Origin of the sequence: Zeimonas sediminis, assembly GCF_023721795.1 — a bacterium.
Lineage (GTDB): Bacteria > Pseudomonadota > Gammaproteobacteria > Burkholderiales > Burkholderiaceae_E > Zeimonas > Zeimonas sediminis.
Genome location: NZ_JAMQYE010000001.1, coordinates 730,978 through 756,271 on the forward strand (window position 1 = coordinate 730,978; position 25,294 = coordinate 756,271).

Annotated in this window: 25 protein-coding genes and 1 tRNA gene; 9 read left to right on the forward strand and 17 right to left on the reverse strand. The window is 71.3% G+C overall.

Translation table 11 applies throughout. The annotated features are described in order from the left end of the window. Positions 1-36 precede the first annotated feature (36 nt). From truA to gltX, 11 genes are all read right to left on the reverse strand, one after another. Positions 37-840, reverse strand: coding sequence for a tRNA pseudouridine(38-40) synthase TruA (gene truA, locus M6I34_RS03405; RefSeq protein ID WP_418953531.1), 804 nt, complete (start codon positions 838-840; stop codon positions 37-39). Between the two features lie 22 nt (positions 841-862). After that, positions 863-3,607: a motility hub landmark protein FimV gene (locus tag M6I34_RS03410; protein ID WP_272484306.1), complete on the reverse strand. Its 2,745-nt coding sequence runs from the start codon at positions 3,605-3,607 to the stop codon at positions 863-865. 152 nt (positions 3,608-3,759) lie between these two features. Next, positions 3,760-4,881 (reverse strand): aspartate-semialdehyde dehydrogenase, encoded by a 1,122-nt coding sequence (asd, locus tag M6I34_RS03415; RefSeq protein ID WP_272484307.1) that lies wholly within the window; start codon positions 4,879-4,881, stop codon positions 3,760-3,762. 48 nt (positions 4,882-4,929) lie between these two features. Then, positions 4,930-5,994, reverse strand: a complete 1,065-nt coding sequence (leuB, locus tag M6I34_RS03420; protein WP_272484308.1) for a 3-isopropylmalate dehydrogenase — start codon at positions 5,992-5,994, stop codon at positions 4,930-4,932. A 104-nt stretch (positions 5,995-6,098) separates the two neighbouring features. Then, positions 6,099-6,752 carry a 3-isopropylmalate dehydratase small subunit gene (gene leuD, locus M6I34_RS03425; protein WP_272484309.1) on the reverse strand — a complete coding sequence of 218 codons (654 nt, stop codon included), beginning with the start codon at positions 6,750-6,752 and terminating at the stop codon, positions 6,099-6,101. Positions 6,753-6,795: 43 nt separating this feature from the next. After that, positions 6,796-6,927, reverse strand: coding sequence for an entericidin A/B family lipoprotein (locus M6I34_RS03430; RefSeq protein ID WP_418953435.1), 132 nt, complete (start codon positions 6,925-6,927; stop codon positions 6,796-6,798). 18 nt (positions 6,928-6,945) lie between these two features. Then, entirely contained in the window at positions 6,946-8,355 is a 1,410-nt protein-coding gene (gene leuC, locus M6I34_RS03435; RefSeq protein ID WP_272484311.1) for a 3-isopropylmalate dehydratase large subunit, read from the reverse strand. Between the two features lie 156 nt (positions 8,356-8,511). After that, complete coding sequence (locus M6I34_RS03440) at positions 8,512-9,342, reverse strand: M48 family metallopeptidase (RefSeq protein WP_272484312.1); 831 nt, start codon at positions 9,340-9,342, stop codon at positions 8,512-8,514. Further along, entirely contained in the window at positions 9,339-10,577 is a 1,239-nt protein-coding gene (locus tag M6I34_RS03445) for an MFS transporter (protein ID WP_272484313.1), read from the reverse strand. The genes M6I34_RS03440 and M6I34_RS03445 overlap by 4 nt, the downstream gene beginning before the upstream one ends. A gap of 42 nt (positions 10,578-10,619) precedes the next feature. After that, positions 10,620-11,726, reverse strand: coding sequence for a chorismate synthase (gene aroC / locus M6I34_RS03450; protein WP_272484314.1), 1,107 nt, complete (start codon positions 11,724-11,726; stop codon positions 10,620-10,622). An 82-nt stretch (positions 11,727-11,808) separates the two neighbouring features. Beyond that, positions 11,809-13,221, reverse strand: a complete 1,413-nt coding sequence (gltX, locus tag M6I34_RS03455; RefSeq protein ID WP_272484315.1) for a glutamate--tRNA ligase — start codon at positions 13,219-13,221, stop codon at positions 11,809-11,811. Between gltX and M6I34_RS03460 the strand changes: the two genes are divergently transcribed. Together M6I34_RS03460 and M6I34_RS03465 are read left to right on the forward strand one after the other, a co-directional pair. Further along, the gene (locus M6I34_RS03460; RefSeq protein WP_272484316.1) at positions 13,220-14,254 is read left to right on the forward strand and encodes a magnesium transporter; all 1,035 of its coding nucleotides are present in this window, start codon (positions 13,220-13,222) and stop codon (positions 14,252-14,254) included. The genes gltX and M6I34_RS03460 overlap by 2 nt on opposite strands. Before the next feature lie 74 nt (positions 14,255-14,328). Beyond that, a tRNA-Val gene (locus tag M6I34_RS03465) sits at positions 14,329-14,403 on the forward strand. Between the two features lie 16 nt (positions 14,404-14,419). On the opposite strand, the gene M6I34_RS03470 is transcribed toward M6I34_RS03465, so the two are convergent. Further along, the gene (locus M6I34_RS03470; RefSeq protein WP_272484317.1) at positions 14,420-15,070 is read right to left on the reverse strand and encodes a hypothetical protein; all 651 of its coding nucleotides are present in this window, start codon (positions 15,068-15,070) and stop codon (positions 14,420-14,422) included. 49 nt (positions 15,071-15,119) lie between these two features. Next, positions 15,120-15,872: a 2-amino-5-chloromuconate deaminase CnbZ gene (gene cnbZ, locus M6I34_RS03475; RefSeq protein WP_272484318.1), complete on the reverse strand. Its 753-nt coding sequence runs from the start codon at positions 15,870-15,872 to the stop codon at positions 15,120-15,122. Between the two features lie 173 nt (positions 15,873-16,045). Between cnbZ and M6I34_RS03480 the strand changes: the two genes are divergently transcribed. From M6I34_RS03480 to M6I34_RS03495, 4 genes are all read left to right on the forward strand, one after another. After that, positions 16,046-16,639 carry a YceI family protein gene (locus M6I34_RS03480; RefSeq protein ID WP_272486594.1) on the forward strand — a complete coding sequence of 198 codons (594 nt, stop codon included), beginning with the start codon at positions 16,046-16,048 and terminating at the stop codon, positions 16,637-16,639. Between the two features lie 166 nt (positions 16,640-16,805). Beyond that, entirely contained in the window at positions 16,806-17,477 is a 672-nt protein-coding gene (locus tag M6I34_RS03485) for a thiol:disulfide interchange protein DsbA/DsbL (RefSeq protein WP_272484319.1), read from the forward strand. Positions 17,478-17,479: 2 nt separating this feature from the next. Continuing rightward, a complete protein-coding gene (locus M6I34_RS03490; RefSeq protein WP_272484320.1) occupies positions 17,480-17,863 on the forward strand; it encodes a thioredoxin family protein in 384 nt (127 codons plus the stop codon). A gap of 3 nt (positions 17,864-17,866) precedes the next feature. Further along, positions 17,867-18,604, forward strand: coding sequence for a cytochrome c biogenesis CcdA family protein (locus tag M6I34_RS03495; RefSeq protein ID WP_272484321.1), 738 nt, complete (start codon positions 17,867-17,869; stop codon positions 18,602-18,604). A 47-nt stretch (positions 18,605-18,651) separates the two neighbouring features. On the opposite strand, the gene M6I34_RS03500 is transcribed toward M6I34_RS03495, so the two are convergent. Then, positions 18,652-19,452, reverse strand: a complete 801-nt coding sequence (locus M6I34_RS03500) for a bifunctional DNA primase/polymerase (protein WP_272484322.1) — start codon at positions 19,450-19,452, stop codon at positions 18,652-18,654. A gap of 43 nt (positions 19,453-19,495) precedes the next feature. Then, on the reverse strand, positions 19,496-20,230 hold the full coding sequence (locus M6I34_RS03505) for a BON domain-containing protein (protein ID WP_272484323.1): 735 nt from the start codon (positions 20,228-20,230) through the stop codon (positions 19,496-19,498). A gap of 55 nt (positions 20,231-20,285) precedes the next feature. Here M6I34_RS03505 and M6I34_RS03510 point away from each other — a divergent pair, with 55 nt between their 5' ends. Then, the gene (locus M6I34_RS03510) at positions 20,286-21,023 is read left to right on the forward strand and encodes an SOS response-associated peptidase (RefSeq protein ID WP_272484324.1); all 738 of its coding nucleotides are present in this window, start codon (positions 20,286-20,288) and stop codon (positions 21,021-21,023) included. Continuing rightward, entirely contained in the window at positions 21,020-21,700 is a 681-nt protein-coding gene (locus tag M6I34_RS03515; RefSeq protein WP_272484325.1) for a glutathione S-transferase family protein, read from the forward strand. The genes M6I34_RS03510 and M6I34_RS03515 overlap by 4 nt, the downstream gene beginning before the upstream one ends. 13 nt (positions 21,701-21,713) lie before the next feature. Here the strand turns inward: M6I34_RS03515 and M6I34_RS03520 are convergent, their stop codons facing one another. Further along, on the reverse strand, positions 21,714-23,684 hold the full coding sequence (locus tag M6I34_RS03520) for an SLC13 family permease (RefSeq protein ID WP_272484326.1): 1,971 nt from the start codon (positions 23,682-23,684) through the stop codon (positions 21,714-21,716). Between the two features lie 87 nt (positions 23,685-23,771). Between M6I34_RS03520 and M6I34_RS03525 the strand changes: the two genes are divergently transcribed. Continuing rightward, a complete protein-coding gene (locus M6I34_RS03525; RefSeq protein WP_272484327.1) occupies positions 23,772-24,677 on the forward strand; it encodes a crotonase/enoyl-CoA hydratase family protein in 906 nt (301 codons plus the stop codon). 48 nt (positions 24,678-24,725) lie between these two features. Here the strand turns inward: M6I34_RS03525 and M6I34_RS03530 are convergent, their stop codons facing one another. After that, complete coding sequence (locus tag M6I34_RS03530; RefSeq protein ID WP_272484328.1) at positions 24,726-25,205, reverse strand: RNA chaperone Hfq; 480 nt, start codon at positions 25,203-25,205, stop codon at positions 24,726-24,728. Positions 25,206-25,294: the final 89 nt, after the last annotated feature.

The window sequence follows — 25,294 nt, forward strand, 5'->3', positions numbered from 1 at the left end:
GTTTAACGGCAAGCCGGACCGAGGGCCCCGCGCCCTTCAGCGCAGCGCGGCCAGCAGGTTCGAAGCGCCATCGTCGGCCCCCCAGGAAGGCAGGTCGAAGCGCGGGTCGTAGCGCGCGCCGTCGAGATACAGGCCGTCCGGCGAGAAGGTGGGCGCCGCGAAGCGCCGATCGCGCGAGGCGAGCACCTCGCCGACCCAGTCCACCGGCCGGCGGCCGTCGGCCGCCATCAGCAGCGTGCCGACGATGTTGCGGATCATGTGGTGCAGGAAGGCGTTGCCGACGAAGGTGAGCAGCAGCAACGGGCCCTGCTCCGCAACGTCGATCGCGTCGATCCGCCTCACCGGCGAGGCCGCCTGGCATTCTGACGAGCGGAAGGCCGAGAAGTCGTGCTCGCCGGCCAGCAGCGTCGCGGCCTCGCGCAGCCGGGACGGATCGACATGCCGGAAGGTCCAGCCCGCGCGGCCGGCCAGAAGAGGATGCCGCACCGGAGACAGGTGCAGCAGGTAGCGGTAGCGCCTGTGGGTGGCGCCATAGCGCGCGTGGAAACCTTCGTCGACCTGCCGGACCTCGCGCACCGCGACCTGTGCCGGCAGATGCGCGTTCACGCCACGGATCCAGGCGCTGGCGGGGCGTTGCGCCTCGCTGTCGAAGTGCACGACCTGCCGCAGCGCGTGCACGCCGGCATCGGTGCGCCCGGCGCAGATCGTGGCCACCGGATGTCCGGCGATCGCCGCCAGCGCGCGCTCGAGGTGGTCCTGGACGCCACGCCCCGACGGCTGGGTCTGCCAGCCGTCGAAGGCGCTTCCGTCGTAGGCGAGGATCAGCGCGAGGCGCGCCACGGGCAGGCCCCGGCCGGGATCCTCATCCGATGCGGGCAAGCATCGCCTGTGCCTTGCGCTTCTGCTCGGCGTCGCCGCCGCGGATCACCTCGTCGAGCAGCTCGCGCGCGCCGTCCTTGTCGCCGATTTCCTCGTAGGCCGACGCCAGGTCCAGCTTGGTGGCCATCTCCTGCCACTGGGGCGACTCGCCCTCGGCGGGCACGACGTCGAGCGCAGCGATGTCGAGCGCGCCGGCTTCCGATTGCAGCGCGCCTGCCGGCTTGCCGCCCTTGGCGTCGAGCTCCTCCAGCGCGGGCAGGTCGACCCGGAAATCGCCGAGTTCGGCGAAGGCGGGCGGCTCGGCCGCAGCAGCCTCCCTGCCCTCGGGGCCGGGTTGGGTGCCGCCGAAATCGAGCGACGGCAACTCGAAGCGACCGTCGACCGCCCGCTCGAGCTCGCTGCGGTCGTCCCCGCGGCCCTCTTCGGTCGCTTCGTCGGCAGGCCGGCCGATCGACGTGTCGACCGACAGCGCGAAATCGAGCGCCGGCGCCTCGTCTTCGGCCGGCTTCATGTCCATGTCGCGAGTCTCGGCGAAGTCGCGCGGCAGATCGTCGATCCGCCCGAGCGCCGCCGGCGCCGGCGAGACGCCGACCGGCAGGTCGGGAGCGCCTGCGCGGTCGGCCTCGTCCTCGTCCAGCGACCCGAAGGCATCGTCGTCGGGTCCGCGCGACTCCGGCGCCCCGGCCATCGAATCGGACTCGCCTTCATCGAAGTCGGCGAGCGCCGACTCGGCGGCTTCCCCGGTGTAGAGCGGATTGGACGGGTCGAGCGCCAGGCCGAGCGTGACCACCTTGGGCCATTCCTCGTTCTCGCCGCCGGTCATGTCGTACATCTCCTGCGCGAGCAGGCCGAAGGCCACCGCATCCTTGCGGCCCGCGCAGATCTCGAGCAGCTTCACCCGGATCGGCTGCCGGTCGGGCTGGCGCTTCAGCGCCTCGCGCAGGATCTCCTCGGCCTGCGCCTCCCGCCCGTAGGCGATGTAGACCTCGGCCTCGGCGATCGGATCGACCTCGGTGGAGTGGACGTCGACACCGCCCTCCTTCACGCTGGGCCCGAAGACGCTCGGGCTGGAGGTGTCGACCGCCTGGCCGCCGGTCGTGCCGAACAGGGAGTTGGCGGTGAAAGCGTCGGCCGCGATCAGGCTGTCCTCGAAGTTCTCGTTCTTGCGCCGCCGGCGAAGCGTGTACCAGCCGTAGGCACCGAGGGCCACCAGGATGGCCGCGAGCCCGGGCACCAGCAGCGGGCTGCCCAGCAGCTCGTCCATGAAGCTCGGCGGCGGCGCGGCCGGCCTGGCCGCAGCCGGCTTGGGCGCCGCGGGCCTGGTCTCGGCGGGAGCCGGCGCAGGCGCGGCCGCCGGCGGCGCGGAAGCCGTAGGTTGCGCGGCTGGCGCCGGAGACACGCCCGCGGAAGGCGCGGCGGAATCTGCGGCTGGCGCGCCCGCGGCGGCCGGCGCACTCGGTGCGGCCGCCGGGGCTGCCGAACGCGCCTCCAGCTGGCGCTGCAGCTCGGCCAGTTGCTGGTTCTTCAGCTCGAGCAGCTTCTGCAGGTCGGTGACGTTCTTCTCGAGCAGCTGGACGCGCTCCTGCTGCTCGCGCAGCGCAGCCTCGCCCGCGACCTTCGCCTCGGCGCTCGCCTGCGCGTCGGCGGCGCCAGTGGCAGCGCCAGCTGTAGCGCCCGCCTGCGGGCGCGACAGGACCAGCTGGTCGCCGGCCGGGGCCGGCGCGGGCTGCTCGTCGAGCTTCGCGGTGACTGCGCCCGAAGCGGCGGTTCCCGCCTCGGCCGTGCCGACCGCGCGCGCCTCGCCGGCGAGGCGCTGCCGGTAGGCGTTGAACTCGGCCGCCTCGAGCCGGATCTGTCGGCGTGCGGCCACGTGGTCGACTGCGCGCATCGCGTCGGCGCCCGGAATCTGCAGCGTGCGGCCCGCGTACATCTGGTGCACGGTCCCGAAGAACGCCCTCGGGTTGGCGTTGTAGATCGCGATGATCGCCTGCTCGACGGTGACGTCGGCGGGCTTGACCCGGGACGCGATGGCGGTCAGGTTCTCGCCCCGCTCGACCACGACGCTGTCGGCCGAGGTCGGCGCGGCCGGCCTGGCCGCGGCCGGCGCGATCGGTGCCGCCGCAGCGGGAGCCGGCGCGGCCGGCGAAGGCGCCGGGGCAGCGGGCGACGCGGCGGCAGCGGGTGCCGCCGGGGCGCGAGCCGCCGCAGCCGGCGCGGGTGCGGCTGCCGCGGCGGCGGGCGCCGGCGCCGCGACGCTTGCCGAAGGCGGCGTCACCTGCGAGACGACCGAGCCGCCCTCGACGGTTTCGCGGCCGACGCGCAACTCGGGCGGATCGAGCAGGAAGGTGTACTCGCGAACGAAGCGCCCCGAGGCCCAGTTCAGCTCGACCAGCAGGTCGACGAACGGTTCGTTGATCGGCTGCGTGGAGGTGATCCGGACGAAGGCGCGCCCGTCCGGCCGGCGATCGATCGCGAAGCGCAGCGAGCTCAGCGCCGGGTTGAACTCCATCCCGGCCTGGCGAAACGCATCGGGAGACGCGAGGCGGGCCGCCAGCGTCGCGAGCTCCTCGCGCGAGACCGAGGTGATCTCGACCTCGGCCTGCAGGGGCTGGCCGAGCGCCGACTGCACGGTCAGCCTGCCGAGCCCGGCAGCGAAGGCGGTGGACTGCACTCCCCCGGCCAGCGCGGCGGCCAGCGCCAGCGCGAGAACCGTCGGACGACTCGCCATGCGCCGGAGATTCCGACTTTCAAGCTCAGATTTCACACTCGTCCCCAGACGCACCAATGGATTTTTTGAGGCTAGCATCAGCCACTTACCCGTGCAAGCTCACGAAACACTGAAACAACGCCGCCCGTCGGCGCCAGCGGACGGCCGTCGGTTCAGTCGAGCAGGATCCGCAGCATCCTGCGCAGCGGTTCGGCGGCGCCCCAGAGGAGCTGGTCGCCGACGGTGAACGCGCTCAGGTACTCCGGCCCCATCGCCAGCTTGCGCAGCCTGCCGACCGGCACGCTCATCGTGCCGGTCACGACCGTCGGCGAAAGCTCGCGGACGCTGGACTCGCGGTCGTTCGGCACCAGCCGGACCCAGTCGTTCGCCCCGGCGATCAGCGCCTCGACGTCGGCGATCGGCACGTCCTTGCGCAGCTTGATCGTGAGCGCCTGGCTGTGGCAGCGCATCGCGCCGATCCGCACGCACAGGCTCTCGATCGGGATGTGCCCCTCCCCTTGCGCCGGCAGGCCGAGGATCTTGTTGCACTCGGCATCGCCCTTCCATTCCTCGCGAGAGGTGCCGTTGCCGAGGTCCTTGTCGATCCACGGGATCAGGCTGCCGGCGAGCGGCACGCCGAAGTGCTGCGTCGGGAAGGACTGCGAGCGCATCGTCTCGGCCACCTTGCCGTCGATCTCCAGGATCGCCGACGCAGGATCCGCGAGCAGGCCGCGGACCGAGTCGTGCAGCGCCCCCATCTGCGCGAGCAGCTCGCGCATGTTCTGGGCGCCTGCGCCCGAGGCCGCCTGGTAGGTCATCGCGGTGATCCACTCCACCAGACCTTCGCGGAACAGGCCGTTCAGGCCCATCATCATCAGGCTGACCGTGCAGTTGCCGCCGATGAAGTCCTTCTTGCCCTGCGACAGCGCGTCCTGGATGACCTTCAGGTTGACCGGATCCAGGACGATCACGGAGTCGTCCTTCATCCGCAGCGTGGACGCCGCGTCGATCCAGTACCCGTTCCAGCCGGCCGCACGCAACTGCGGGAACATCTCGGTGGTCCAGTCGCCGCCCTGGCAGGTCAGGATCACGTCCATCTTCCTGAGCGCGTCGACCGAGCCCGCGTCCTGCAGCTTGCCGCCCGACGCATTCGGCACGTCGGGCGCATCGCCGCCCGCATTGGACGTGCTGAAGAACACCGGCTCGATGTGCGCGAAATCGTTCTCCTCGCGCATGCGCTGCATCAGCACGGAACCGACCATTCCGCGCCATCCGACGATTCCGACTTTCTTCATTCCGTTCTCCTGGCGGGCGCCCGGCGCCCGCGTCCTGCGATTGCGATATCAGAGGGCCGCGAGCACCGCGTCGCCCATCTCCTTCGTGCCGACCGTGCGCTTGCCTGCCTCGGCGATGTCGGCGGTGCGAAAGCCCTGGGCCAGCACCTTGCGCACCGCCGCCTCGACCCGCTGCGCGGCCGCCTCCTGGCCGAGCGAGTGACGCAGCAGCATCGCCGACGACAGGATCGTGGCCAGCGGATTGGCGACGCCCTTGCCGGCGATGTCGGGGGCCGATCCGTGGATCGGCTCGTACATGCCGAAGTTGCGCGCGTTCAGCGAGGCCGAGGGCAGCATGCCGATCGAGCCGGTAAGCATCGAGGCCTCGTCGGACAGGATGTCGCCGAACATGTTGCCGGTGACGATCACGTCGAACTGCTTCGGGTTGCGCACCAGCTGCATCGCGGCGTTGTCGACGTACATGTGGGTGAGCTCGACGTCGCGGAACTCCTGGTGCACGTCGGTGACCACGTCGCGCCAGAACTGGGTGGTCTCCAGCACGTTCGCCTTGTCGACCGAGCAGACCCGGCGCTGGCGCTTGCGGGCGGTCTCGAAGGCCAGGCGCGCGATCCGGCGGATCTCGCCCTCGGTGTAGCGCATCGTGTCGAAGCCCTCGCGCTCGCCGTTCTCGTTCGTGCGAACGCCGCGCGGCTGGCCGAAGTAGATGTCGCCGGTCAGCTCGCGCAGGATCAGCAGGTCGAGGCCGGCCACCACCTCGTCCTTCAGCGTGGACGCATGGGCCAGCTCGGGGTAGACGATCGCCGGGCGCAGGTTGGCGAACAGGTCGAAGTGCTTGCGCAGCCGCAACAGCCCCTGCTCGGGCCGCTTGGCGCGGGGCAGCGAGTCGTACTTGGGCCCGCCGACCGCGCCGAACAGGATGCCGTCGGCCTGCTCGCACAGACGCAGCGTGGCCTCGGGGAGCGGATCGCCCGCGCTGTCGTAGCCGGCGCCGCCGACCGGCGCGCTCTCCATCTCGATCGACAGGCCGTCGCTGGCGAGCGCCGACAGCACGCGCATCGCCTGCTCGGTGATCTCGGGTCCGATGCCGTCGCCCGGCAGTACCGCAATCTTCATGATGGATCCTCTTTCTGGATTTTTCGGTCGAATCTCAAACGAGGCGGCCCGGCCTGGAATCCCAGGCCGGGCCGCGTGAATCGCTCGCCTGCCGGCCCGGGATGTCAGCCGGCCAGCGCGTTCGCCAGCCACGGCTGCTCGCGCAGCCGTTTCGCCTCGAAGTCGCGGATCTCGTCGGCATGGCCCAGGGTGAGGCCGATCTCGTCGAGCCCCTCGAGCAGGCAGTGCTTGCGGAAGGCGTCCACTTCGAACGAGAACGCGCGGGAGCCGTCGACGGTGCGCACCTGCTGCGCCGGCAGGTCGACGACGAGCTCGAAGCCGTTGAAGGCATTGACCTGGTCGAACAGCCAGTCGATCTCGCTCTCGGACAGCCGCACCGGCAGCAACCCGTTCTTGAAGCAGTTGTTGTAGAAGATGTCGGCGTACGACGGGGCCACGACGACCCGGAAGCCGTAGTCCTCGAGCGCCCACGGCGCGTGCTCGCGCGAGGAACCGCAGCCGAAGTTCTTGCGAGCCAGCAGGATCGAAGCGCCCCTGTAGCGCGGCTGGTTCAGCGCGAAGTCGGGGTTGAGCGGCCGCTTCGAGTTGTCCATGCCCGGCTCGCCGCGATCGAGGTAGCGCCACTCGTCGAACAGGTTGGGACCGAACCCGGTCCGCTTGATGGACTTCAGGAACTGCTTCGGGATGATCGCGTCGGTGTCGACGTTGGCCCGGTCGAGCGGGGCCACGAGACCGCGGTGAACCGTGAGGCTGCGCATGGGATTCGTCTTGGTTGGGGCCGGCGCCGGGCCGGCCGTTCCGTCACTTCTTGGCGGCGCCCGAGATCGTCTCGCCGGCCTTCTCGATGTCCTTGCCCATGCCGGCAACCGTATTGCAGGCACTCAGGGAAACGCCGACGAAGGCTGCCAGCAGGATCAGGACCGATTTCCTCATCATGTTTCGAACATCCATTCAGATACGCCGCACGTCGACGAAATGCCCCTCGACCGCTGCGGCTGCCGCCATCGCGGGGCTCACGAGATGGGTCCGGCCGCCGGCGCCCTGCCGGCCCTCGAAGTTGCGGTTCGAAGTGGAGGCGCAGCGCTCGCCCGGCTCGAGCCGGTCGGCGTTCATGGCCAGGCACATCGAGCAACCCGGCTCGCGCCATTCGAAACCCGCGTCGCGGAAGATCCGGTCCAGGCCCTCGGCCTCGGCCTGCGCCTTCACCAGGCCGGAACCGGGCACGACCATCGCAAGCTTGACGTTGGAAGCCCTGCGACGGCCGCGCACCACCGCGGCCGCCTGCCGCAGGTCCTCGATGCGCGAGTTGGTGCACGAGCCGATGAAGACCTTGTCGACGCGGATCTCGGTGATCGGCGTGTTGGGCTTGAGCCCCATGTACTGCAGGGCCCGCTCCATACCCTCGCGGCGCACCGGGTCCTTCTCCTTGTCGGGGTCGGGCACGCGCTCGTCGACCGCCACGACCATCTCGGGCGAGGTGCCCCAGGTCACGTGCGGGCGAAGCTGCGACGCGTCGATGTCGACGACCAGGTCGAAGCGGGCGCCCGGATCGGAGCGCAGGTCGCGCCACAGGGCCACGGCCTTGTCCCAGTCGGGACCCGCCGGCGCCATCGGCCGGCCCTTCAGGTAGGCGAGCGTGACGTCGTCGACCGCGACCATGCCGGAACGGGCACCGGCCTCGATCGCCATGTTGCAGATCGTCATCCGCCCTTCCATCGAAAGCGAGCGGATCGTGGAGCCGCCGAACTCGATCGCGTAGCCGGTGCCGCCCGCCGTGCCGATGCGGCCGATCACGGCCAGCACGACATCCTTGGCGCCGACGCCCTTCGGCAGCTGGCCTTCGACCTGGACCAGCATGTTCTTCATCTTCTTGGCGACCAGCGTCTGGGTGGCCAGGACGTGCTCGACCTCGGAGGTGCCGATGCCGAAGGCCAGGCAGGCGAAGGCGCCGTGCGTGCTGGTGTGCGAGTCGCCGCAGACGACCGTCATGCCCGGCAGCGTGGCGCCCTGCTCGGGGCCGATCACGTGCACGATGCCCTGCCGGCGATCGTTGATGTCGAAGTAGGTGATGCCGAAGTCGCGCGCGTTGTCGTCGAGGGTTTCGACCTGCAGGCGCGAGATCGGGTCGTCGATGCCCCGCGAGCGGTCGGTGGTCGGCACGTTGTGGTCGACGACCGCCAGGTTGGCGGACACGCGCCAGGGCTTGCGGCCGGCGATCTTGAGCCCCTCGAAGGCCTGCGGGCTGGTCACCTCGTGCACGAGGTGACGATCGATGTAGATCAGCGCGGTGCCGTCGTCTTCCTGGCGGACGACGTGGGCATCCCAGAGCTTGTCGTAGAGCGTGCGGGGCGCGAGCGACATGGAACCTGGACGAAGTGGGTGTGGCGGATCTGCCGGCGGACGCCCCTCGGGGAGCGCCCTCGACGGTGACCGTCGATTATGCCACGCGCTCGCAGGGGGACCGGACGCGCAGGCGCGGCGCCGGAACGCGGCCCCCGGCGCGCCGCCGGGGGCCGCTCAGCGCTCGCGCCGGGCCTGCTCGTACAGCGGCATGACCCGCGCCGAGTAGACCTCGAGGTCGGCGATCCGGGTGTCGGCGGCGGGGTGGGTGCTGAGGAACTCCGGCACGCCGGAGCCCCCCCTGGCGGTCATCTTGCGCCAAAGCGAGATCGCCGCGCGCGGATCGTAGCCGGCGCGCGCCGCCAGCTCGACGCCGATCCGGTCGGCCTCGGTCTCGTGCAGCCGGCTGTTCGGCAGCCCGAAGAAGGTCTTGTAGAACAGGCCCCCGAGATCCATCGAGGCCTGACCGCCGCCGATCGCCATCACCGCCCCGCTCAGCAGCACCTGCGCGCCGAGCTGCTCCGAGGCCCGCTCGCGGGCGTGCTCGCGCAGCGCGTGCGCGATCTCGTGCCCGACGATCGCCGCGATCTCGTCGTCGTTCAGGCCCAGCTTGGTGATCAGGCCGGTGTACACGGCGATCTTCCCGCCCGGCATGCACCAGGCGTTCATCTCGTCGGAGCGGATCACGTTGACCTCCCAGTTCCAGCGGGTCGCCTCGGGGCGGAAGGCGCCGGCGGCCGGGATCAGGCGCCCGGCGATCGCGCGCACGCGCGCGGTCAGCGCCGGATCGGCGTTCAGCTTGCCTTGCTGGCGCTCCTTGGCCAGCGCCTCGCGATAGCTGAGCTCGGCCTGCTCGCGCAGCTGGGTCTCGGAAACCAGCGGCGACATCCGCTGGGTGCGCTCGATGCCGACCGCGCCGCCCGCCGTGGTCTGCACCGACTGACAGCCGACCAGCAGACCGGCGAGAGCAAGGCCTGCGACGGCCGTGCGCAGGATGGGCAGGGTCATCGTTCGTCCTCCGCTCGAGCCACGATTGTCGCCGATCCCGGCGCCTGCCGTTCGAGCGTGCCGCCGAGCGCCAGCCAGCCGAGCGCCGCGGCGAAGCCGGCCACGACGAAGGTCGCCCCGGGGGAGACGGCCGTCCAGACCCAGCTCGCGACGAGCACGCCGGCCGAGCCGCCCAGCCCGTAGCCGATCGTCACGTACAGCGCCTGCGCGCGGGCCTGCTGCGCGGGCTCGAACCACCGTTGCAGCGTGGCGATCGTGGCGCTGTGGTGGATGCCGAAGGTGACCGCATGGGCGAGCTGGGCGAGCAGGATCGCCGGCAGCCAGCCGGCCGACAGGCCGATCGCCACGAAGCGAAGCGCCGCCACCGCCAGGCTCGCACGCAGCAACCGCATCGCGCCGAAGCGCTGGAACAGGCCGCGCTGCAGCCAGAACACGCCGATCTCGGCCAGCACGCCGATCGCCCACACCAGGCCGATCGCGGTCTTGCTGTAGCCCTGCTCGGCCAGGTACAGCGAGAAGAAGGCGTAGAGCGCGGCGTGCGCGAACAGCATCAGGAAGGCCGATGCGAAGAAGGCCCTGACCCTCGGCTCGGCCAGCCGCTGCCCGATCGACACGGCCGGCCGGACCCGCGCCTCGGCCCCGGCGCTCGGCAGCGACAACGCGACGACCGTGAGCAGGGCCAGCAGCGCCGCGACCCACCAGGGCAGGCCGCCGACCCCGTAGCGGTCGAGCACCGGCCCGATGCCGACGACGCCGACGATGAAGCCGATCGATCCCCAGACGCGCAGGCGGCCGTAGCGCCCGGTGTCGCCGCCGGCGGCCCGCATCGCCATCGTTTCGGCGATCGGCATCTGGGCCGACGTGAAGAAGAACAGCGCCGCCAGCACCGCGAACAGCAATCCGAAGCGCAGGCCCGGCGCGGCGGCCAGCGCCTCGCCGCCCGGCCAGCCGCTCCAGCCCGACAGGGCCAGCGCGAGCGCCGACGCGCAGGCCAGCGCCGAGCTCGCGCGCAGCAGTCCGGTCCCCTGCCCGCCCCGGTCGGCCAGCCAGCCCCAGAACGGCGGCCCGACGATCCTGAGCGCCTGCGGCACCGCCATCAGCAGGCCGATCTGGGCGATCGTGAGCCCGATGCCCGCCAGGTACAGGCCCAGGTAGGGCGAGAACAGCCCCACGTAGGCGAAGTAGGCGAAATACAGGCCGCCGATGCCGGCGGCGGGGCTGGCGCCGCGCTGCAAGGATGCCGCCCGGGAACGGATGACCGAGGCTCGGGCCCGCGGTCAGCGCCGGGGATCGGGGCCGGCGATGCGCGGCGTGGCCACCGCGACCCCGGCGTTCTGCGCCCGGTCGCGCAGTGCGTGGTCGATCAGCACCAGGGCCAGCATCGCCTCGGCGATCGGCGTGGCGCGGATGCCCACGCAGGGGTCGTGCCGGCCCAGCGTCTGCACCTCGGTGGCCTGCCCGTCGACGTCGATCGAGCGGCGCGGGGTCCGGATGCTCGACGTCGGCTTGATCGCGATCGACACGCGGATCGGCTGGCCGGTGGAAATGCCGCCCAGCACGCCGCCGGCGTGGTTGCTCAGGAAGCCTTCGGGCGTCAGCTCGTCGCCGTGCTCGCTGCCGCGCTGCGCGACCGAGGCGAAGCCGTCGCCGATCTCGACGCCCTTCACCGCGTTGATCCCCATCATCGCGTGCGCGATGTCGGCGTCGAGCTTGTCGAAGAGCGGCGCGCCCAGCCCGACCGGCACGTTCTCGGCCACCACCTCGATCCGCGCGCCGACCGAGTCGCCGTCGCGGCGCAGTTCGTCCATGTAGGCCTCGAGCCTGGGGACGATCTCCGCATCGGGCGCGAAGAACGGGTTCTCGGGAACGTGCTTCCAGTCGGTGAACGGGATCGCGATCGGCCCGAGCTGCGACATGTAGCCGCGAACGACCGTGCCGAAGCGCTCGGCCAGCCACTTGCGCGCGATCGCGGCCGCGGCCACGACCGGGGCGGTCAGCCGGGCCGAGGAGCGGCCGCCGCCGCGCGGGTCGCGGATGCCGTACTTGTGCCAGTAGGTGTAGTCGGCGTGCCCCGGGCGGAAGGTCCGCGCGATGTTGCCGTAGTCCTTGCTGCGGGCGTCCTGGTTGCGGATCAGCAGCGAGATCGGCGTGCCGGTGGTCCGGCCCTCGAACACGCCCGACAGGATCTCGACCCGGTCGGGCTCCTGGCGCTGGGTCACGTGCCGCGAGGTGCCCGGCCGCCGGCGGTCGAGCTCGACCTGGATGTCGGCCTCGGAAAGCGGCAAGCCGGGCGGGCAGCCGTCGACGATGCAGCCGATCGCCGGGCCATGCGACTCGCCGAAGGTGGTCACGCGGAAGAGATGGCCGAAGGTGTTGCCTGACATGGCGATCGGAACCTCGAAATGTTTGCGGGTCGGACGGCGCGTGGCTCCATGCCCCGCGGCGCCCTCCGGGAACCGGGCGGCCTCAGCCCGGCCAGCGCGCCAGCCGCGCCAGCACCCAGGCCCTCGGCATCGCCGCCAGCATCGCGTCGACCGACGGGGTCTGGGTCACGCCGAAGACGAGCAGGCGCACCGGAATCGCCAGTTGCGGCATCTTCAGGCCCTGCGCGGCCAGCGTTTCCTTGAGCGCCGCCGCGATGCCCGCGGCCGTCCAGTCGCCCTGCTCCAGGGCCGCGAGCCGCGCCGCGAAGCCGGCGACCGCCTCGCGAGCCGCGCCGCCCAGGTGCTTGTCGCGATCGGCCTGCGCGATCGCGTTCGGATCGTGCTCGCCGTAGAACATGTGCGCGAGGTCGGCAAGCTCGTTCAGGGTCTGGGCGCGTTCCTTCAGCAGGCCGCAGACGACCCCAAGGTCGGGCCCGTCGGCCGGCACCGCCACCCCGGCGCGCTCCAGCCGCGCCGCGACCCGCTTCGCGAGGTCGGCGTCGTCGGCCTGCTTCAGGTAGTGGTTGTTCAGCCAGCGCAGCTTGTCGAAGTCGAAGCGCGACGGCGAGCGGCTGACGTGCTGGCCGTCGAACCACCGCACGAACTGCTCGCGCGAGAAGATCTCGTCGTCGCCGTGGCTCCAGCCGAGCCGCGCCAGGTAGTTGACGACCGCATCGGGCAGGTAGCCGTCCTCGTCGTACTGCATCACCGAGACCGCGCCGTGGCGCTTGGACAGCTTCTGGCCGTCCGGGCCGTGGATCATCGGCAGGTGGCCGTACTCGGGCACCGGCGCGCCGAGCGCGCGCAGGATGTTGATCTGGCGCGGCGTGTTGTTGACGTGGTCGTCGCCGCGGATCACGTGGGTGATCCGCATGTCCCAGTCGTCGACGACCACGCAGAAATTGTAGGTCGGCGTGCCGTCCGAGCGCGCGATGATCAGGTCGTCGAGCTCGGCGTTGTCGAATGCGATCGGGCCCTTGACCAGGTCGTTCCAGGCGGTGCCGCCGTCCAGCGGATTGCGGAAACGCACGACCGGCTTCACGCCCTCGGGCGGCGCCGGCAGCGTCTTGCCCGGCTCGGGGCGCCAGCGGCCGTCGTAGCGAGGCTTCATGCCGAGCGCCTCCTGCTCGGCGCGCATCGCCTCGAGCTCCTCCTTCGTGCACCAGCAGTGATAGGCGGTGCCCTCGACCAGCATCTTCGCGATGACTTCGCGATAGCGGTCCATCCGCCGCATCTGGTAAAACGGGCCCTCGTCGGGGTCGAGCCCAAGCCAGCGCATGCCGTCCAGGATCGCCTGCGTGGCCTCGGGCGTGGATCGCTCGACGTCGGTGTCCTCGATGCGCAGCACGAAGGTGCCGCCGTGGTGGCGGGCATAGGCCCAGGCGAACAGCGCCGTGCGCGCGCCGCCGATGTGCAGGAAACCGGTGGGACTGGGAGCGAATCGGGTGCGAACCATGCCGCGGACGTCCGGGGAAAAGGATCGATTTTACGCGAGCGATGCCGGCGACGGCCCGCCGCCGCGGGCCGGGCACGAGACCGCGAGCGCCCACCTGGTCGTGCGCGTGCTGCGGGCCCGGCCGGAGGACACCGTCGGCCACGCCCGGGCCCGCCTCGCCGAGGGCGACCTCAGCGTCGACTCCGCCGAGGCGGTCTGGCTGCTCGACGAGCATCGCAGGCTGGTCGGGGCGGTGCCGATGCCCAGGCTGCTGGCCGCCCCGCCGGATCAGACCCTGGCGCAAATCGCGATCGCGCCGGTGCCGGCCGTCGCGCTCGGCACCGACCAGGAGCACATCGCCTCGCTGGCGCTGCACCAGGGCCTGACCTCGGTGCCGGTGCTCGACGCGCGCGGCCACTTCGCCGGGGTCGTGCCGCCGCAGGCGCTGCTCGAGGTGCTGCGCCGCGAGCACGTCGAGGACCTGCACCGGTTCGCGGGCATCGGGCCCGAGGACGCGAGGGCCCGCGAGGCGATCGAGGCGCCGCCGACCCGACGCGCGCGGGACCGACTTCCCTGGCTGCTGGTCGGGCTCTTCGGCAGCATGATCGCCACCTTCATCGTCGCGGGTTTCGAGGAGGCGCTCCAGTCGAAGGTCGCGATCGCCTTCTTCGTTCCGGGCATCGTCTACCTGGCCGACGCGGTCGGCACGCAGAGCGAGGCGATCGCGGTGCGCGGCCTCTCGCTGAGCCGGCTGCCGCTGCGCCGCCTGCTCGCCGGCGAGCTGCGAACCGGGCTGCTGATCGGCGTCACGCTGGCGCTGCTCGCGCTGGCGCCGATCTGGTGGTGGTTCGGCGACGCCCAGCTCGCGCTCGCGGTCGCGATCGCCTTGCTGGCGGCCAGCGCATGCGCCACCACGATCGGCTTCGCCCTGCCCTGGCTGCTCGCCCGCTCCGGCCGGGATCCGGCCTTCGGCAGCGGCCCGATCGCCACGATCGTCCAGGACCTGCTGAGCCTGCTGATCTACTTCTGGACCGTGCGGGCCCTGCTGTTGTGAGGCTGCGGGAAGCGGACGAATCAGGCCGGTTTGACCCGGTCGCTGCGCTTTGATTAGAATCTCGCCTCTCTATCGGGCGGCTAGCTCAGCGGTAGAGCACTGCCTTCACACGGCAGGGGTCACAGGTTCGAACCCTGTGCCGCCCACCAGAATCCCCCAGCGCGTCTAATGCGACCGGTCCGCGGCGCTGCCGCGGGTGCGCAGCTCGCGGTGCACCGCATCGGCGGCCTGCTGCATCAGCCCCATCAGGGCACGGTGAGCAGTCTTCGATATCTGTTCGCCAGGGCTTCCCGACAGGAAGTAGGTCTCGCCCTGCACGCTGCCGGACTCGAAGTCCCGTTCCCAGATCGTCTTGCCGCTGGCGTCCGACAGGCTGACCGACAGGGTCATTTCCACGATCGGTGTGACCGCGAAGCCGAGATTCCGGATCTGGTTGTACTGGTAATCGAACGCCGCGACGCGCGGCCGGACGACGGCCGCGTAACCGGCCTGCCCCGCCGCCGATTCCACGAGCGCCACCCCGTCCGCAAACACCTCGCGGAAGGCCGTGGTGGCCGCCTCGCGGGTGATCAGGCCGATCGGCATGGTGAGGGTCGTCCCGCCGCCGGTGAAGCTGGTCGGGTTACCGCTGAAGCTTTCTTCCTGCGCGGCCTTCGACATCTCGATGGCGCCCCTGCCCGGCACCTTGGCGTCGTAGACCCGCGGAGCGTACTGGAAGTAGGCAGGGTTGAGCCCGGACTCGAAGGCGCAGCCCGCCAGGGTGAACGCGGACACCGCGACAAGCGCCATCCATCGGCGGCCTGGTCTGGCCATCATCGATCTCCTTTCGTTACGCGAGTCTGGCCGACAAGGCTGCGCGTCGGAATCACAGCACAAGCTCCCGCCCCACCCCGCACACGTCCATCTCGAACTCGAGCCCCAGGACCGGGGGCCGCGCGAAATGCCACACCAGGCCGCCCGCCATCGCGCCGCGCGCGGCCAGTTCCTCGCCGACCAGCGCACCGATGTCGCGGACCGTGTAGGCCTGGCTGAACACCGCGTCGCGCCAGCCGAAGCCCAATGCCGTGAGGCGGGCCTCCATCGCGTCGAACACGAACCTCACCTTCTCGCGCAGCGCGTCGGGCGAGATCTCGCCATAGCGGACGATCCGTTCTGCGTAGGGCGCCGAGCCCGGCCTCGCGTCGCCGCCGCCCGCCAGCATGAAGCCCGGTGGCCGCCCCGGCTCGGCCGGCACCGTGTAGCAGAACGCGAACATCGAGGGCTCGGCGGGCTTGCCGTAGGCGGGGCAGACGTTGGTTCGGGCGACCGGGTTCACGCCGTCCCGGTAAATGCCCCAGCGCTCGAGCGTGGTCACGTATTGCCGGTTGAAGTCGACGAAGCCCTGGTCGGTGAAGGGCTCGGCCGAGCGCAGTTCGCAGTGCGCGAAGGCGGTGGTCGGGCGGCCGATTGCGGCCAGGTGCGCCTCGACCGCGGCAAAGGCCTCGGCCATCGGCAGCGGCTCGCGGAAGCGGGCGCGCACCAGTTCGTGGCCGTCCAGCGCGGCCACGCCGCCCGAATACTGGAACAGGCCCCGGATGTAGCGGTAGCCGCCCGCCGGGAAGTCGGTTGTCTTCGTCATTCGCTGGCGCCTCGATCCAGGGGTGGACTGGTCGGATTCTGTCCCAAACCGGCGACCGAACGTAAGCCGGCTTCGGCTTGCCCCGACGGACCGCCCTTGCGGCCGGGTCCTTGCGAGAGAATCGAACGACGCCGCCGCGCATTTCCCGCCACCAAGCTTCCGGAGCTTCGATGATGAACCCGACACGCCGTCACTACTCCCCGCCCCTGCTCGCCGCTGCGGTCCTTCTGGCCTCGGCAGGTGCCGCCTCGGCCGCCCCGCAGGGCTACGTCGTGGAGCCGATGCACACCTTCGTGACCTTCGAGGTGCTGCACTTCGGCACCTCCACCGTGCGCGCCCGCTTCGACCGGAAGGACGGCCACATCGTCCTCGACCGCGAGGCGCGCACCGGCGAGGCGAAGATCACGATCGACACCGCCTCGGTGAACTCGGGCGTGCCAGACTTCGACAAGCACCTGAAGAGCAAGGACTTCTTCGACGTGGCGAACACGCCCGAGGCGGTCTTCGCCGGCACCACTTTCAGGTTCGACGGCGAAAGAGTGAGCGCCGTCGACGGCACGCTGACCCTGCTCGGCAAGACGAACCCGGTCTCGCTGAAGGCCGTGCGCTTCAACTGCTACGACAACCCGATCCTGAAGGCCCGGGTCTGCGGCGGGGACTTCGAGACCACGATCCGGCGCAGCCAGTGGGGCATGAACTGGGGCATCGACATGGGCATTCCCGACGAGGTCCGCCTGACGATCCAGATCGAGGCGGTGCGTCAGTAGGCCGAAGCTGCGCGCCGGGCGGGCGTGGCCGCCCGGATACGACCGACAAGAGCGTCGACTCAGGTCAAACATCGAATCCGCCCGGGCGGCTACGCTAGCCGGAAAGTAGGGGTGCCCGCCGGCGCCCACCGGCCGCGAACCGGCCTGCAACCTGGAGCACCGAGCGATGAACGAACCGATCGACCTGTCCACCCGTCGCTTCCTGAAGGCCGTCGGCGCCGGCGCCGCCGTGCTGGCCGCGGGCTGCGCGAGCCGGCCGAAGGGGGCGGTGCCCGAGGAGGGCTTCGAGTACAAGCGCATCTCGCCGGCAGTCCCCACCGTTGCCGCCAAGGGCAAGATCGAGGTGGTCGAGTTCTTCTGGTACTCCTGCCCGTTCTGCAACGCGATGGAGCCGCTGATTCACGACTGGCTGGGCAGGCAACCCGCCGACGTGGCCTTCCGCGCAGTGCATCCGGGCATCTCGCCGAGCTGGCGCGCGAACCAGCAGCTGCACTACACGCTCGAGGCGCTCGGCAAGGCCGACGATCTGCGCAAGTCGGTCTTCTCGGCCATCCACGACGGCGGCATGGACCTCGGCCGGCGCGACCAGATGGCGAGCTTCGCGGCGGGCCTGGGCGTGGACCGGCAGAAGTTCCTGCAGGCCTTCGATTCGCCGGCGGTCGCCGCGAAGATGCGGGAAGCTACCGACCTGGCCAAGGCCTACAGGATCGACGGCGTGCCGATGTTCGGCATCAACGGGAAGTGGCTCACTTCGCCGTCGCTGCTCGGGGGCAGCTACACCGAGACCTTCCGGGTCATCGAGTACCTGCTCGCGCTCGAGCGCAAGGGAACGGCTTGATCGTGCCTCCGCTAGCGAAGACGGCGTCGGCGCTCGCGCTGGCGCTGTGGGCCGCCTGCGCGGCCGCCCTGGACATCGTCCCCTTTTCCGCCGAGGCCCTGCAGCAGGCCCGGCAGGCCGAGGCCCCGATCGCGCTGCACTTCCACTCGAAGAGCTGCGCGACCTGCAGGCTGCAGGAGAAGGCCTTCGTCGCGATGCGCGACGATCCGGAACTCGACATGAAACTGCTGGTCGTCGACTTCGACGAGGACACCGAGACCCCGCGCTCCTTCCGGGTGTTCTCCACGGGCGCCGTGGTCGTGCTGCGCGGCAGCGCCGAGCGCGCCCGCATGATGGGGGTCGTCGACCGCAAGCAGTTGAAGGCCGGATTGCTGAAGGCGTTCTGAACCGTGGCGATCACCGTCTCGGTCCTTCAGATGGGCCTCACGCTGGTCGCGGGCGCGCTTTCCACGCTCTCGCCCTGCGTGTTCCCGCTGCTGCCGGTCGTCGTGGGCTCGGTCGCCCACACCCACCACCGCACCGGCCCGATCGCGATGGCCGCCGGCATGGTCGCGGCCTTCGTGTTCCTCGGCGTGGCGCTGGGCGCGGTCGGGCCGGCGCTCGGGATCGGTGCCGGCCACTTTCGCGTCGTTGCCGGGACGCTGCTGGTGGTGATCGCCGCGATCATGCTGATGCCCGAGGCCCAGGAGCACACACCTGCCTGGCTGTCGGGCCTCGCGTCGATGGCGCAGCGGGCGTCCACCCATCTTCACCCGGAAACGATCCCCGGCGCGTTCGTGCTGGGCGGGCTGCTCGGGCTCGTCTGGAGCCCCTGCTCCGGCCCGCTGCTCGGATCCGGCCTGGCGCTGGTCGCCACCGAGGGCGGGCTGCTGAACGGCGCGCTGATCCTCGGGCTGTTCGGGGTCGGCGCCGCGCTTCCGCTGATGGCGGCGGCCTATGCCTCCCGTGCGCTGTTCGCGCGCATGCGCGGCTGGGTGCTCGGCCACTCCCAGGACCTGCGGCGCGGCTTCGCCGTGCTGATCGGCCTGATGGGCGTCGCTATCCTGACCGGGGCCGACCGCTGGCTCGAGGCGAAGCTGCTCGACATGCTGCCCGACGCCTGGCTCGAGCTGACCACCCGCTTCTAGCGCATCGCCGGCGACCCGATGCCGGGTCGCGCCGCGCGCGTTGCTGCTCAGCCCCGCCTCTCGCCCGCGTGCCGGCGCGCGATGCTGTAGACCGTGGCCGCGACCTCATCGTCGGGCAAGGGCGGCCGGCAGCGCGCGCGGTTCCAGGCCAGCAGCAGCTCGAGCACGACCTGCGGGTCGACTTCGTGCCACAGCAGGTGGCCCGACAGCGACGCGATCGTCGCGTTGCGCGAGCCTTCCTCGACGCCTTCGGCGACCAGGCTGCGCCAGTGCGCGAGCGGGTGGCCCTGATGGCCGGGGTTGCCCGCCACGATCCGCCGCAGCCAGGCGGGCATCGGCGCCGGGCGCAGCGCGTCGGGCCCTTGCCCATCGCGCCAGCGGTACGGCCGTCCGTTCGGGTGGATCGAAGGCGGCGCAACCACGACGCCGCCGTCGCCACGCAGATCCAGTCCTTCCCGGAACCCGACCCGGTTCGGCACCGCTTCGCCGAAGTGCCGGAAGTACAGATGGCGACCGCCTCCGCCGGTCAGGCACTCCAGCGTGGGCTCGATCTCGCCGAACTCGCGCTCGAGTGCCGCCAGGCTCTCCGGACCGCCGTGCCCGGCGTCGACGTCGACCACCAGCAGGCCCGAGACCTCACCGGTGACGATGCCGACGTTCGCGTCCGGCCAGCGCCGGAACCACTGCTCGACGTCGGAGGGCTCGGCGCGCCGATGCTGGAACGGCGTCCAGCGGATCAGCGGGCGCTTCCCGCGCGGCAGCATCGGCACGACCGACCAGCCGATCCGCAGATAGGCGAGCGCGTCGCGCAGCGCGGCCGGGCCCGATGGCGGATCGCTGGCGTTCATCGCTACGAGGGGGCTCGCGGTCTTCGCGTCGCGGCGCCGGCGCTCAGCCCGGCATCCTGACCCGCAGCGCGTCGACGACCTCGTCGACGCCGAACAGGGCCCAGGCGTCGGCCTCGGCGCGCCGTCTGTCGTGCTCGCTGGTCACGGTGCCGGACAGCGTCACGACCCAGTTCTCGCAACGGATCGCGATGCCCTCGGCGTCGAGCGACGGGTCGAGCTCGAAGACCAGCGCGAGCGCGTCGACGACCTCGCCGTCGTTGTCCTCCTCGTCGGGCATCACCGCGAGCGAGTTGACGACGTCGCGACAGCCCGCGGTCCACCATGCCAGAACGCCCGCCAGGCGCTTGTGGGAAAGGCTGGCGACCTGGCCTTCGAAGGTCACCACGCCTTCGGACACCGCGGCCTCGATCGCACCGGCGGCGTCGGCAGATCCCTCACGGAGCAACTCGAAACGATCCTGCGCCCCGACCCGGATCGCGCAGTTGCGCAGTTCGGGGGTGCCGAGCAGGAAGTTGCCCAGCGCGTCGCGGATCGCGGGGTCGCCACGACGCTCGGCCGGCGCCACGTGCAGCCGGTCGACCACGCCGCGAGCGCTCTCGACCGAGGCCGCGATGCGCAAGGCGAGCTTCTTGGCCGCGACGCTGGCGGCCTCGCCGGCCAGCGCGATCGCGCCGGCCTCGACGCCGACCGAGATCGGGTGCCGGTGCAGCTCGATTCGCGGATCGCGCTCGAGCGCGGCCCGGACCCGCCTGACGATCGCTTCCTCGGTGCTCGCCATGAAGCCTCCCGATGTTCTGCCGTTCGCGCCCCCTCGGGGATGATAACTTCCGGGCATGTGCGGCCGCTACGTCCTCTACGGTCCCGACAGCCGGCTGGTCGAGGCCTTCGACATCGCCGAGATGCCCCCGTTCCGCCCGCGCTACAACGTGGCGCCGCAGACCGAGGTGCTGGTCGTGCGCGCCCGGCCCGACGGTTCGCGGATCGCCGAGCTCGTTCGCTGGGGGCTGATCCCCGCCTGGGCGAAGGACCCGGCGATCGGCCTGAAGACGATCAATGCGCGCTCGGAAACCGCTGCTGCAAAGCCGGCCTTTCGCGCCGCGTTCCGGCGCTCGCGCTGCATCGTGCCGGCCAACGGTTTCTACGAGTGGCAGGCGCAACCGGGCCGCTCGCGCAAGCAGCCGTTCTACATCCGCCCCGCCCGCGGAGCTTTCTTCGGGTTCGCCGGTCTGCTGGAGCGCTGGCAAGGTCCCGACGGGGCGGTCGCGAGTTGCGCGATCCTGACCTGCGAAGCCAACGCCGCGATGGCCCCAGTCCACGACCGGATGCCCTGCATCCTGTCGGCGGACGACTATGCGCGCTGGCTCGATCCCGACCGCCGCGACGCCGACGCGCTGCAGGCGCTGCTGCGCCCGGCGCCCGACGACACGCTCGCGCTGCACCCGGTGAGCCCGGCGGTCGGCAACGCGCGCAACGAGGGGCCGGCGTTGATCGAACCGTTCGCGGCCGGCGAGCCGTCGCCCGCTGCCGCCTTCGACGCCTCCACCCCGCCCCCGACCGACCCGCCCAGATGACCGCGATCACCCTGCACCACTGCGTTGCCGCCCGCTCCTTCCGCCCGCTGTGGATGCTCGAGGAGATCGGCCTGCCGTACTCGCTGAAAGTGCTGCCCTTCCCGCCTCGCCAGCACGATCGCTCGTACCTCGAGGTGAATCCGGCAGGCACGGTGCCGGCCTTCTTCGACGGCACGATGCGGATGACCGAGTCGGCCGCGATCTGCCACTACCTGGCCGCCCGCCACTCGCCGGGCGCGCTGAACGTGGAGGTCGACGAGCCGGACTTCGGCCCCTACCTGAACTGGCTGCACTTCGGCGAGGCCACGCTGACCTTCCCGCAGACGCTGGTGCTGCGCTACGGCCGCTTCGAGGCGTGGGAGCGCCGCCTTCCGCAGGTGGTCGAGGACTACTCGCGATGGTTCCTCGCGCGGCTGCGCACGCTGGAGCCCCTGCTCGCCGACCGGGAGTTCCTCTGTGCGGGCCGCTTCACCGCGGCCGACGTGTCGGTCGGCTACGCGCTGCTGGTCGCCGGGCACGTAGGCCTCGACGCCGGGTTCACGCCTTCGGTGCGCGCCTACTGGGAGCGCCTGCGCGTTCGCCCGGCCTTCCTGCGCGCCCAGGCCGCCGAGCGCGAGGCTGCGCTCGCGCAGGGCGTGTCGCCGCTGCCGGCGCCGGATACACCGGGCCCGGATTGAGCCGCTGCGCCCTTCAGATCTGCCAGACGATCAGCAGCATCGGCAGGCTGACCGCGACGACCAGCAGCTCGAGCGGCAGGCCCAGCCGCCAGTAGTCGCCGAAGCGGAAGCCGCCCGGCCCCAGGATCAGCGTGTTGTTCTGGTGGCCGATCGGCGTCAGGAAGGCACAGGAGGCGCCGATCGCGACCGCCATCAGGAAGGCGTCGGGATTCACGCCGAGCTGGCCGGCCGCGCCCAGCGCGATCGGGCACATGACCGCCGCGGTGGCCGCGTTGTTCATCAGGTCGGACAGCGTCATCGTGACGACCAGGATCAGGCCCAGCGCCAGCACCGCGTGTCCCTGCGCGACGCCTTCGAGCAGGAAGCGCGCGATCAGGTCGGCGGTGCCGGTGGCTTCCATCGCGCCAGCGACCGGGATCAGCGCGGCGAGCAGCACGATGACCGTCCAGTCCACCGCCTCGTAGACCTGGCGCGGCGGCACGGTCCGCAAGGCCATCGACGCGAGCACGCCGAGCGCGAACGACGCAGCGGCCGGCAGCAGGCCGAAGGCGGCCACCGCGATCGACGCGGCCATGATCGCGCTGGCCATGATCGCCTTGCGACGGCTGGGAATGCGCAGCGAGCGCTCGGCCAGCGGCACGCACCCGGCCCATGCCGCGAACTGCGCAAGCGAGTCGGGCGGCCCCTGCATCAGCAGCACGTCGCCGGGCCGGATCGCCATCGTTCGCAGCCTCGCGGTCGAGCGCCTGCCCTGGCGCGACAGCGCCAGCAGGTTGATGCCGTAGCGCGTGCGCAGCTCGATGTCGCTGGCCGAGCGGCCGGCGATCGCCGCGGCTGGCAGCACCGCCAGTTCGACGAGCGCGATCTCGTCGGCACGGCGCTTGTCGCCCGCATCTCCCTCGTCCTGCCCGCGTTGCTCGTTCCGCTCGCCGTTCTCGCTCCCGCCGGCTTTCTCGCCCTCGCCGGCTTTCTCGCTCTTTCCTGCCTTGTCGCGCTTTCCGGCCTGCTCGCCCTCGTCGCCCTTCCTGCGCTTCCCGGCCCCTTCGTCCTTCCCGGCCCCTTCGCCTTCCTCGCCTTCCTCTTCTTCCGCGGGCCTCTTCGACTCCTCCAGCTTCAGCCCCAGGCCCGAGAGCGCCTCGGCCAGCGCCTCCACGTCGGCCTCGATCACCAGGATGTCGCCGGCCCTGACCAGACGATGCGCGCTCGGCGCGGTCACCCTGACCTCGTTGCGCACGAGGCCCACGACCTGGGCGCCCGCCCGCTCCAGCGCCGTCTCGATCTGGTTCAGCGTCATGCCGTCGGCCTTGCTGTCCTCGGGCACGCGCGCCTCGGTCAGGTAGGCCGCGGTCTCGAAGCTGTCGGCGCCCGCCCGCTCGCGCGCGGGCACCAGCCGCCATCCGACCAGCGCCACGAAGGCGACCCCGGCCAGCGCCACCGCGAGGCCGACCGGCGTGAAGTCGAACATCCCGAAGGCGCCGGCGCCCGACTGCTCGCGAAAGCCCGCGACGATCAGGTTCGGCGGCGTGCCGACCAGCGTGGTCATGCCGCCCAGGATCGAGCCGAAGGCCAGCGGCATCAGCACCTTGCCGGGCGGAAGCGACTGGCGCGACGCGACCTGGATCGCCACCGGCATCAGCAGCGCCAGCGCCCCCACGTTGTTCATGAAGCCCGACAGCAGGGCCGCGAGCGCGGTCAGCGCGGCGATCGTGACCGTGGGCCCGGCCGAACCCGGGATCACGGTGCGGGTCAGCGCGTCGACCGCGCCCGAGTTGTAGAGCCCCTGGCTCAGCACCAGCACGCAGGCTACCGTGATCACCGCCGGGTGCCCGAAGCCGGCGAAGGTCTCGCCGGCCGGCACCAGGCCGGCCAGCACGCAGGCGAGCAGCGCGCCCATCGCGACCATGTCGTGCCTCCAGCGTCCCCACAGGAACATCGCGACCGTCACGGTCAGGATCGCGAGGATCAGCATCTGGTCGGTGGTCAATTCGGTCTCCGGCTCGTCGCGCCGGCGTCATCATAGAGCGCGCCCGGCCGGCTAACATGTCCGCGACTGCAACCAGGCGAAACCGAGATGACCTACGAAACCCTGCTCTACGACGTCGAGGACGGCATCCTCACGCTGACGCTTCACCGTCCCGAGAAGCTCAATGCCTTCACCGACACGATGATGCGCGAGATGGTCGATGCGCTGGACCGCGCCGACGCCGACGACGCGGTGCGCGCGATCATCGTGACCGGCGCCGGGCGCGCCTTCTGCGCCGGCGCGGACCTCTCCGCCGGGGCGAAGACCTTCGACTACGCGGCGCGGGACGATCGCCCCGACAAGCAGGGCACCCCGCTGCTGCCCAGCGGCGAGCCCGACCTCGGCCACGAATCGGTGCGCGACAGCGGCGGCCGGCTCGTGCTGCGGATCTACGAATGCCTGAAGCCGGTGATCGCGGCGGTCAACGGCGCGGCGGTCGGCATCGGCGTGACGATGCAACTGCCGATGGACATCCGGCTCGCCTCGTCGGACGCGCGCTTCGGCTTCGTGTTCTCCCGGCGAGGCATCGTGCCCGAGGCCTGCTCGTCCTGGTTCCTGCCGCGCGTGGTGGGCGTCAGCAAGGCGCTGGAGTGGACCTTCACCGGCCGGATCCTGTCGGCCCGGGAAGCGCTCGACGGCGGCCTGGTCTCCGCGGTCCACGCCCCCGAGGACCTGCTCCCGGCCGCCCGCGCGCTGGCCCGCGAGATCGCCGACAACGCCGCGCCGGTCTCGGTGGCGCTCACCCGCCAGATGATCTGGCGGATGGCGGGCGCCGACCATCCGATGGAAGCGCACAAGATCGACAGCCGCGCGATCTGGACCCGCGGGCGCGCCGAAGACGCGAAGGAAGGCGTGACCGCCTTCCTGGAGAAGCGCCCGGCGGAATTCCGGAACAGGGTGTCGACCAACATGCCGTCGTTCTTCCCCTGGTGGGAGCCTCGGCGCTACGAGTGACGGCGCGGCATCGCGAGCCCGGGCCGGCTGCGCGCGCCGGCCCGCGCGTCACTCCTCGTCGGGCTTGACCAGCAGCCGCGAGCGGCGACGCTTGATGACGACCGCCGGCGTGGCCGGCTGGGCTGCGGACCCCGGTTCGGCAGGGCGGCGCCAGGCCGCCTGCTCGCGCTCGGGCTCGGCGGACCAGTCGCGTTCCTCGGCGGGCTCCGGCGCCCTGGGGCGCAACATGACCTTGCGCGGCCGGTCTTCCTGGCTGCGCGGCATGCCCCGCTTGGGCCTCGCCAGCGAGCGCTGCACGGTGGCCGTGGCCTGGTGATAGAGGGCGATCACGCCCGTTTCGGTGGCCAGCAACAGCATGCGGCCGTCGAAGGACTGGATGCGCCCCTGCAAGCGCGTGCCCGAGACGAGATAGATCTCGACGCGGCTGCGCTCGCGGCGCAGGCGGTTCAGGAACATGAACTGCGCGTTCTCGGTGCGCCCGTCGCTTCGGACCCGGGCGCCCGGATCGCGTTCGGCGGTCTGGGGCATAGGTTCCCATTCTAAATCGCAACGGCCGCGGCGGCGACCTCCGCAGGTCCATTGGCGCCGCCCCGAGCGCCTCGTGATAATTTCGCATT

What these genes read in the sequence shown, in the direction of transcription:
- M6I34_RS03410 (WP_272484306.1), bottom strand. Translation starts at nt 3,607, where the DNA reads ATGGCGAGTCGTCCGACGGTTCTCGCGCTGGCGCTGGCCGCCGCGCTG.
- asd (WP_272484307.1), bottom strand. Translation starts at nt 4,881, where the DNA reads ATGAAGAAAGTCGGAATCGTCGGATGGCGCGGAATGGTCGGTTCCGTG.
- leuB (WP_272484308.1), bottom strand. Translation starts at nt 5,994, where the DNA reads ATGAAGATTGCGGTACTGCCGGGCGACGGCATCGGACCCGAGATCACC.
- leuD (WP_272484309.1), bottom strand. Translation starts at nt 6,752, where the DNA reads ATGCGCAGCCTCACGGTTCACCGCGGTCTCGTGGCCCCGCTCGACCGG.
- M6I34_RS03430 (WP_418953435.1), bottom strand. Translation starts at nt 6,927, where the DNA reads ATGAGGAAATCGGTCCTGATCCTGCTGGCAGCCTTCGTCGGCGTTTCC.
- leuC (WP_272484311.1), bottom strand. Translation starts at nt 8,355, where the DNA reads ATGTCGCTCGCGCCCCGCACGCTCTACGACAAGCTCTGGGATGCCCAC.
- M6I34_RS03440 (WP_272484312.1), bottom strand. Translation starts at nt 9,342, where the DNA reads ATGACCCTGCCCATCCTGCGCACGGCCGTCGCAGGCCTTGCTCTCGCC.
- aroC (WP_272484314.1), bottom strand. Translation starts at nt 11,726, where the DNA reads ATGTCAGGCAACACCTTCGGCCATCTCTTCCGCGTGACCACCTTCGGC.
- M6I34_RS03460 (WP_272484316.1), top strand. Translation starts at nt 13,220, where the DNA reads ATGCCGCGGACGTCCGGGGAAAAGGATCGATTTTACGCGAGCGATGCC.
- gltX (WP_272484315.1), bottom strand. Translation starts at nt 13,221, where the DNA reads ATGGTTCGCACCCGATTCGCTCCCAGTCCCACCGGTTTCCTGCACATC.
- M6I34_RS03470 (WP_272484317.1), bottom strand. Translation starts at nt 15,070, where the DNA reads ATGATGGCCAGACCAGGCCGCCGATGGATGGCGCTTGTCGCGGTGTCC.
- cnbZ (WP_272484318.1), bottom strand. Translation starts at nt 15,872, where the DNA reads ATGACGAAGACAACCGACTTCCCGGCGGGCGGCTACCGCTACATCCGG.
- M6I34_RS03480 (WP_272486594.1), top strand. Translation starts at nt 16,046, where the DNA reads ATGAACCCGACACGCCGTCACTACTCCCCGCCCCTGCTCGCCGCTGCG.
- M6I34_RS03485 (WP_272484319.1), top strand. Translation starts at nt 16,806, where the DNA reads ATGAACGAACCGATCGACCTGTCCACCCGTCGCTTCCTGAAGGCCGTC.
- M6I34_RS03500 (WP_272484322.1), bottom strand. Translation starts at nt 19,452, where the DNA reads ATGAACGCCAGCGATCCGCCATCGGGCCCGGCCGCGCTGCGCGACGCG.
- M6I34_RS03505 (WP_272484323.1), bottom strand. Translation starts at nt 20,230, where the DNA reads ATGGCGAGCACCGAGGAAGCGATCGTCAGGCGGGTCCGGGCCGCGCTC.
- M6I34_RS03510 (WP_272484324.1), top strand. Translation starts at nt 20,286, where the DNA reads ATGTGCGGCCGCTACGTCCTCTACGGTCCCGACAGCCGGCTGGTCGAG.
- M6I34_RS03515 (WP_272484325.1), top strand. Translation starts at nt 21,020, where the DNA reads ATGACCGCGATCACCCTGCACCACTGCGTTGCCGCCCGCTCCTTCCGC.
- M6I34_RS03525 (WP_272484327.1), top strand. Translation starts at nt 23,772, where the DNA reads ATGACCTACGAAACCCTGCTCTACGACGTCGAGGACGGCATCCTCACG.
- M6I34_RS03530 (WP_272484328.1), bottom strand. Translation starts at nt 25,205, where the DNA reads ATGCCCCAGACCGCCGAACGCGATCCGGGCGCCCGGGTCCGAAGCGAC.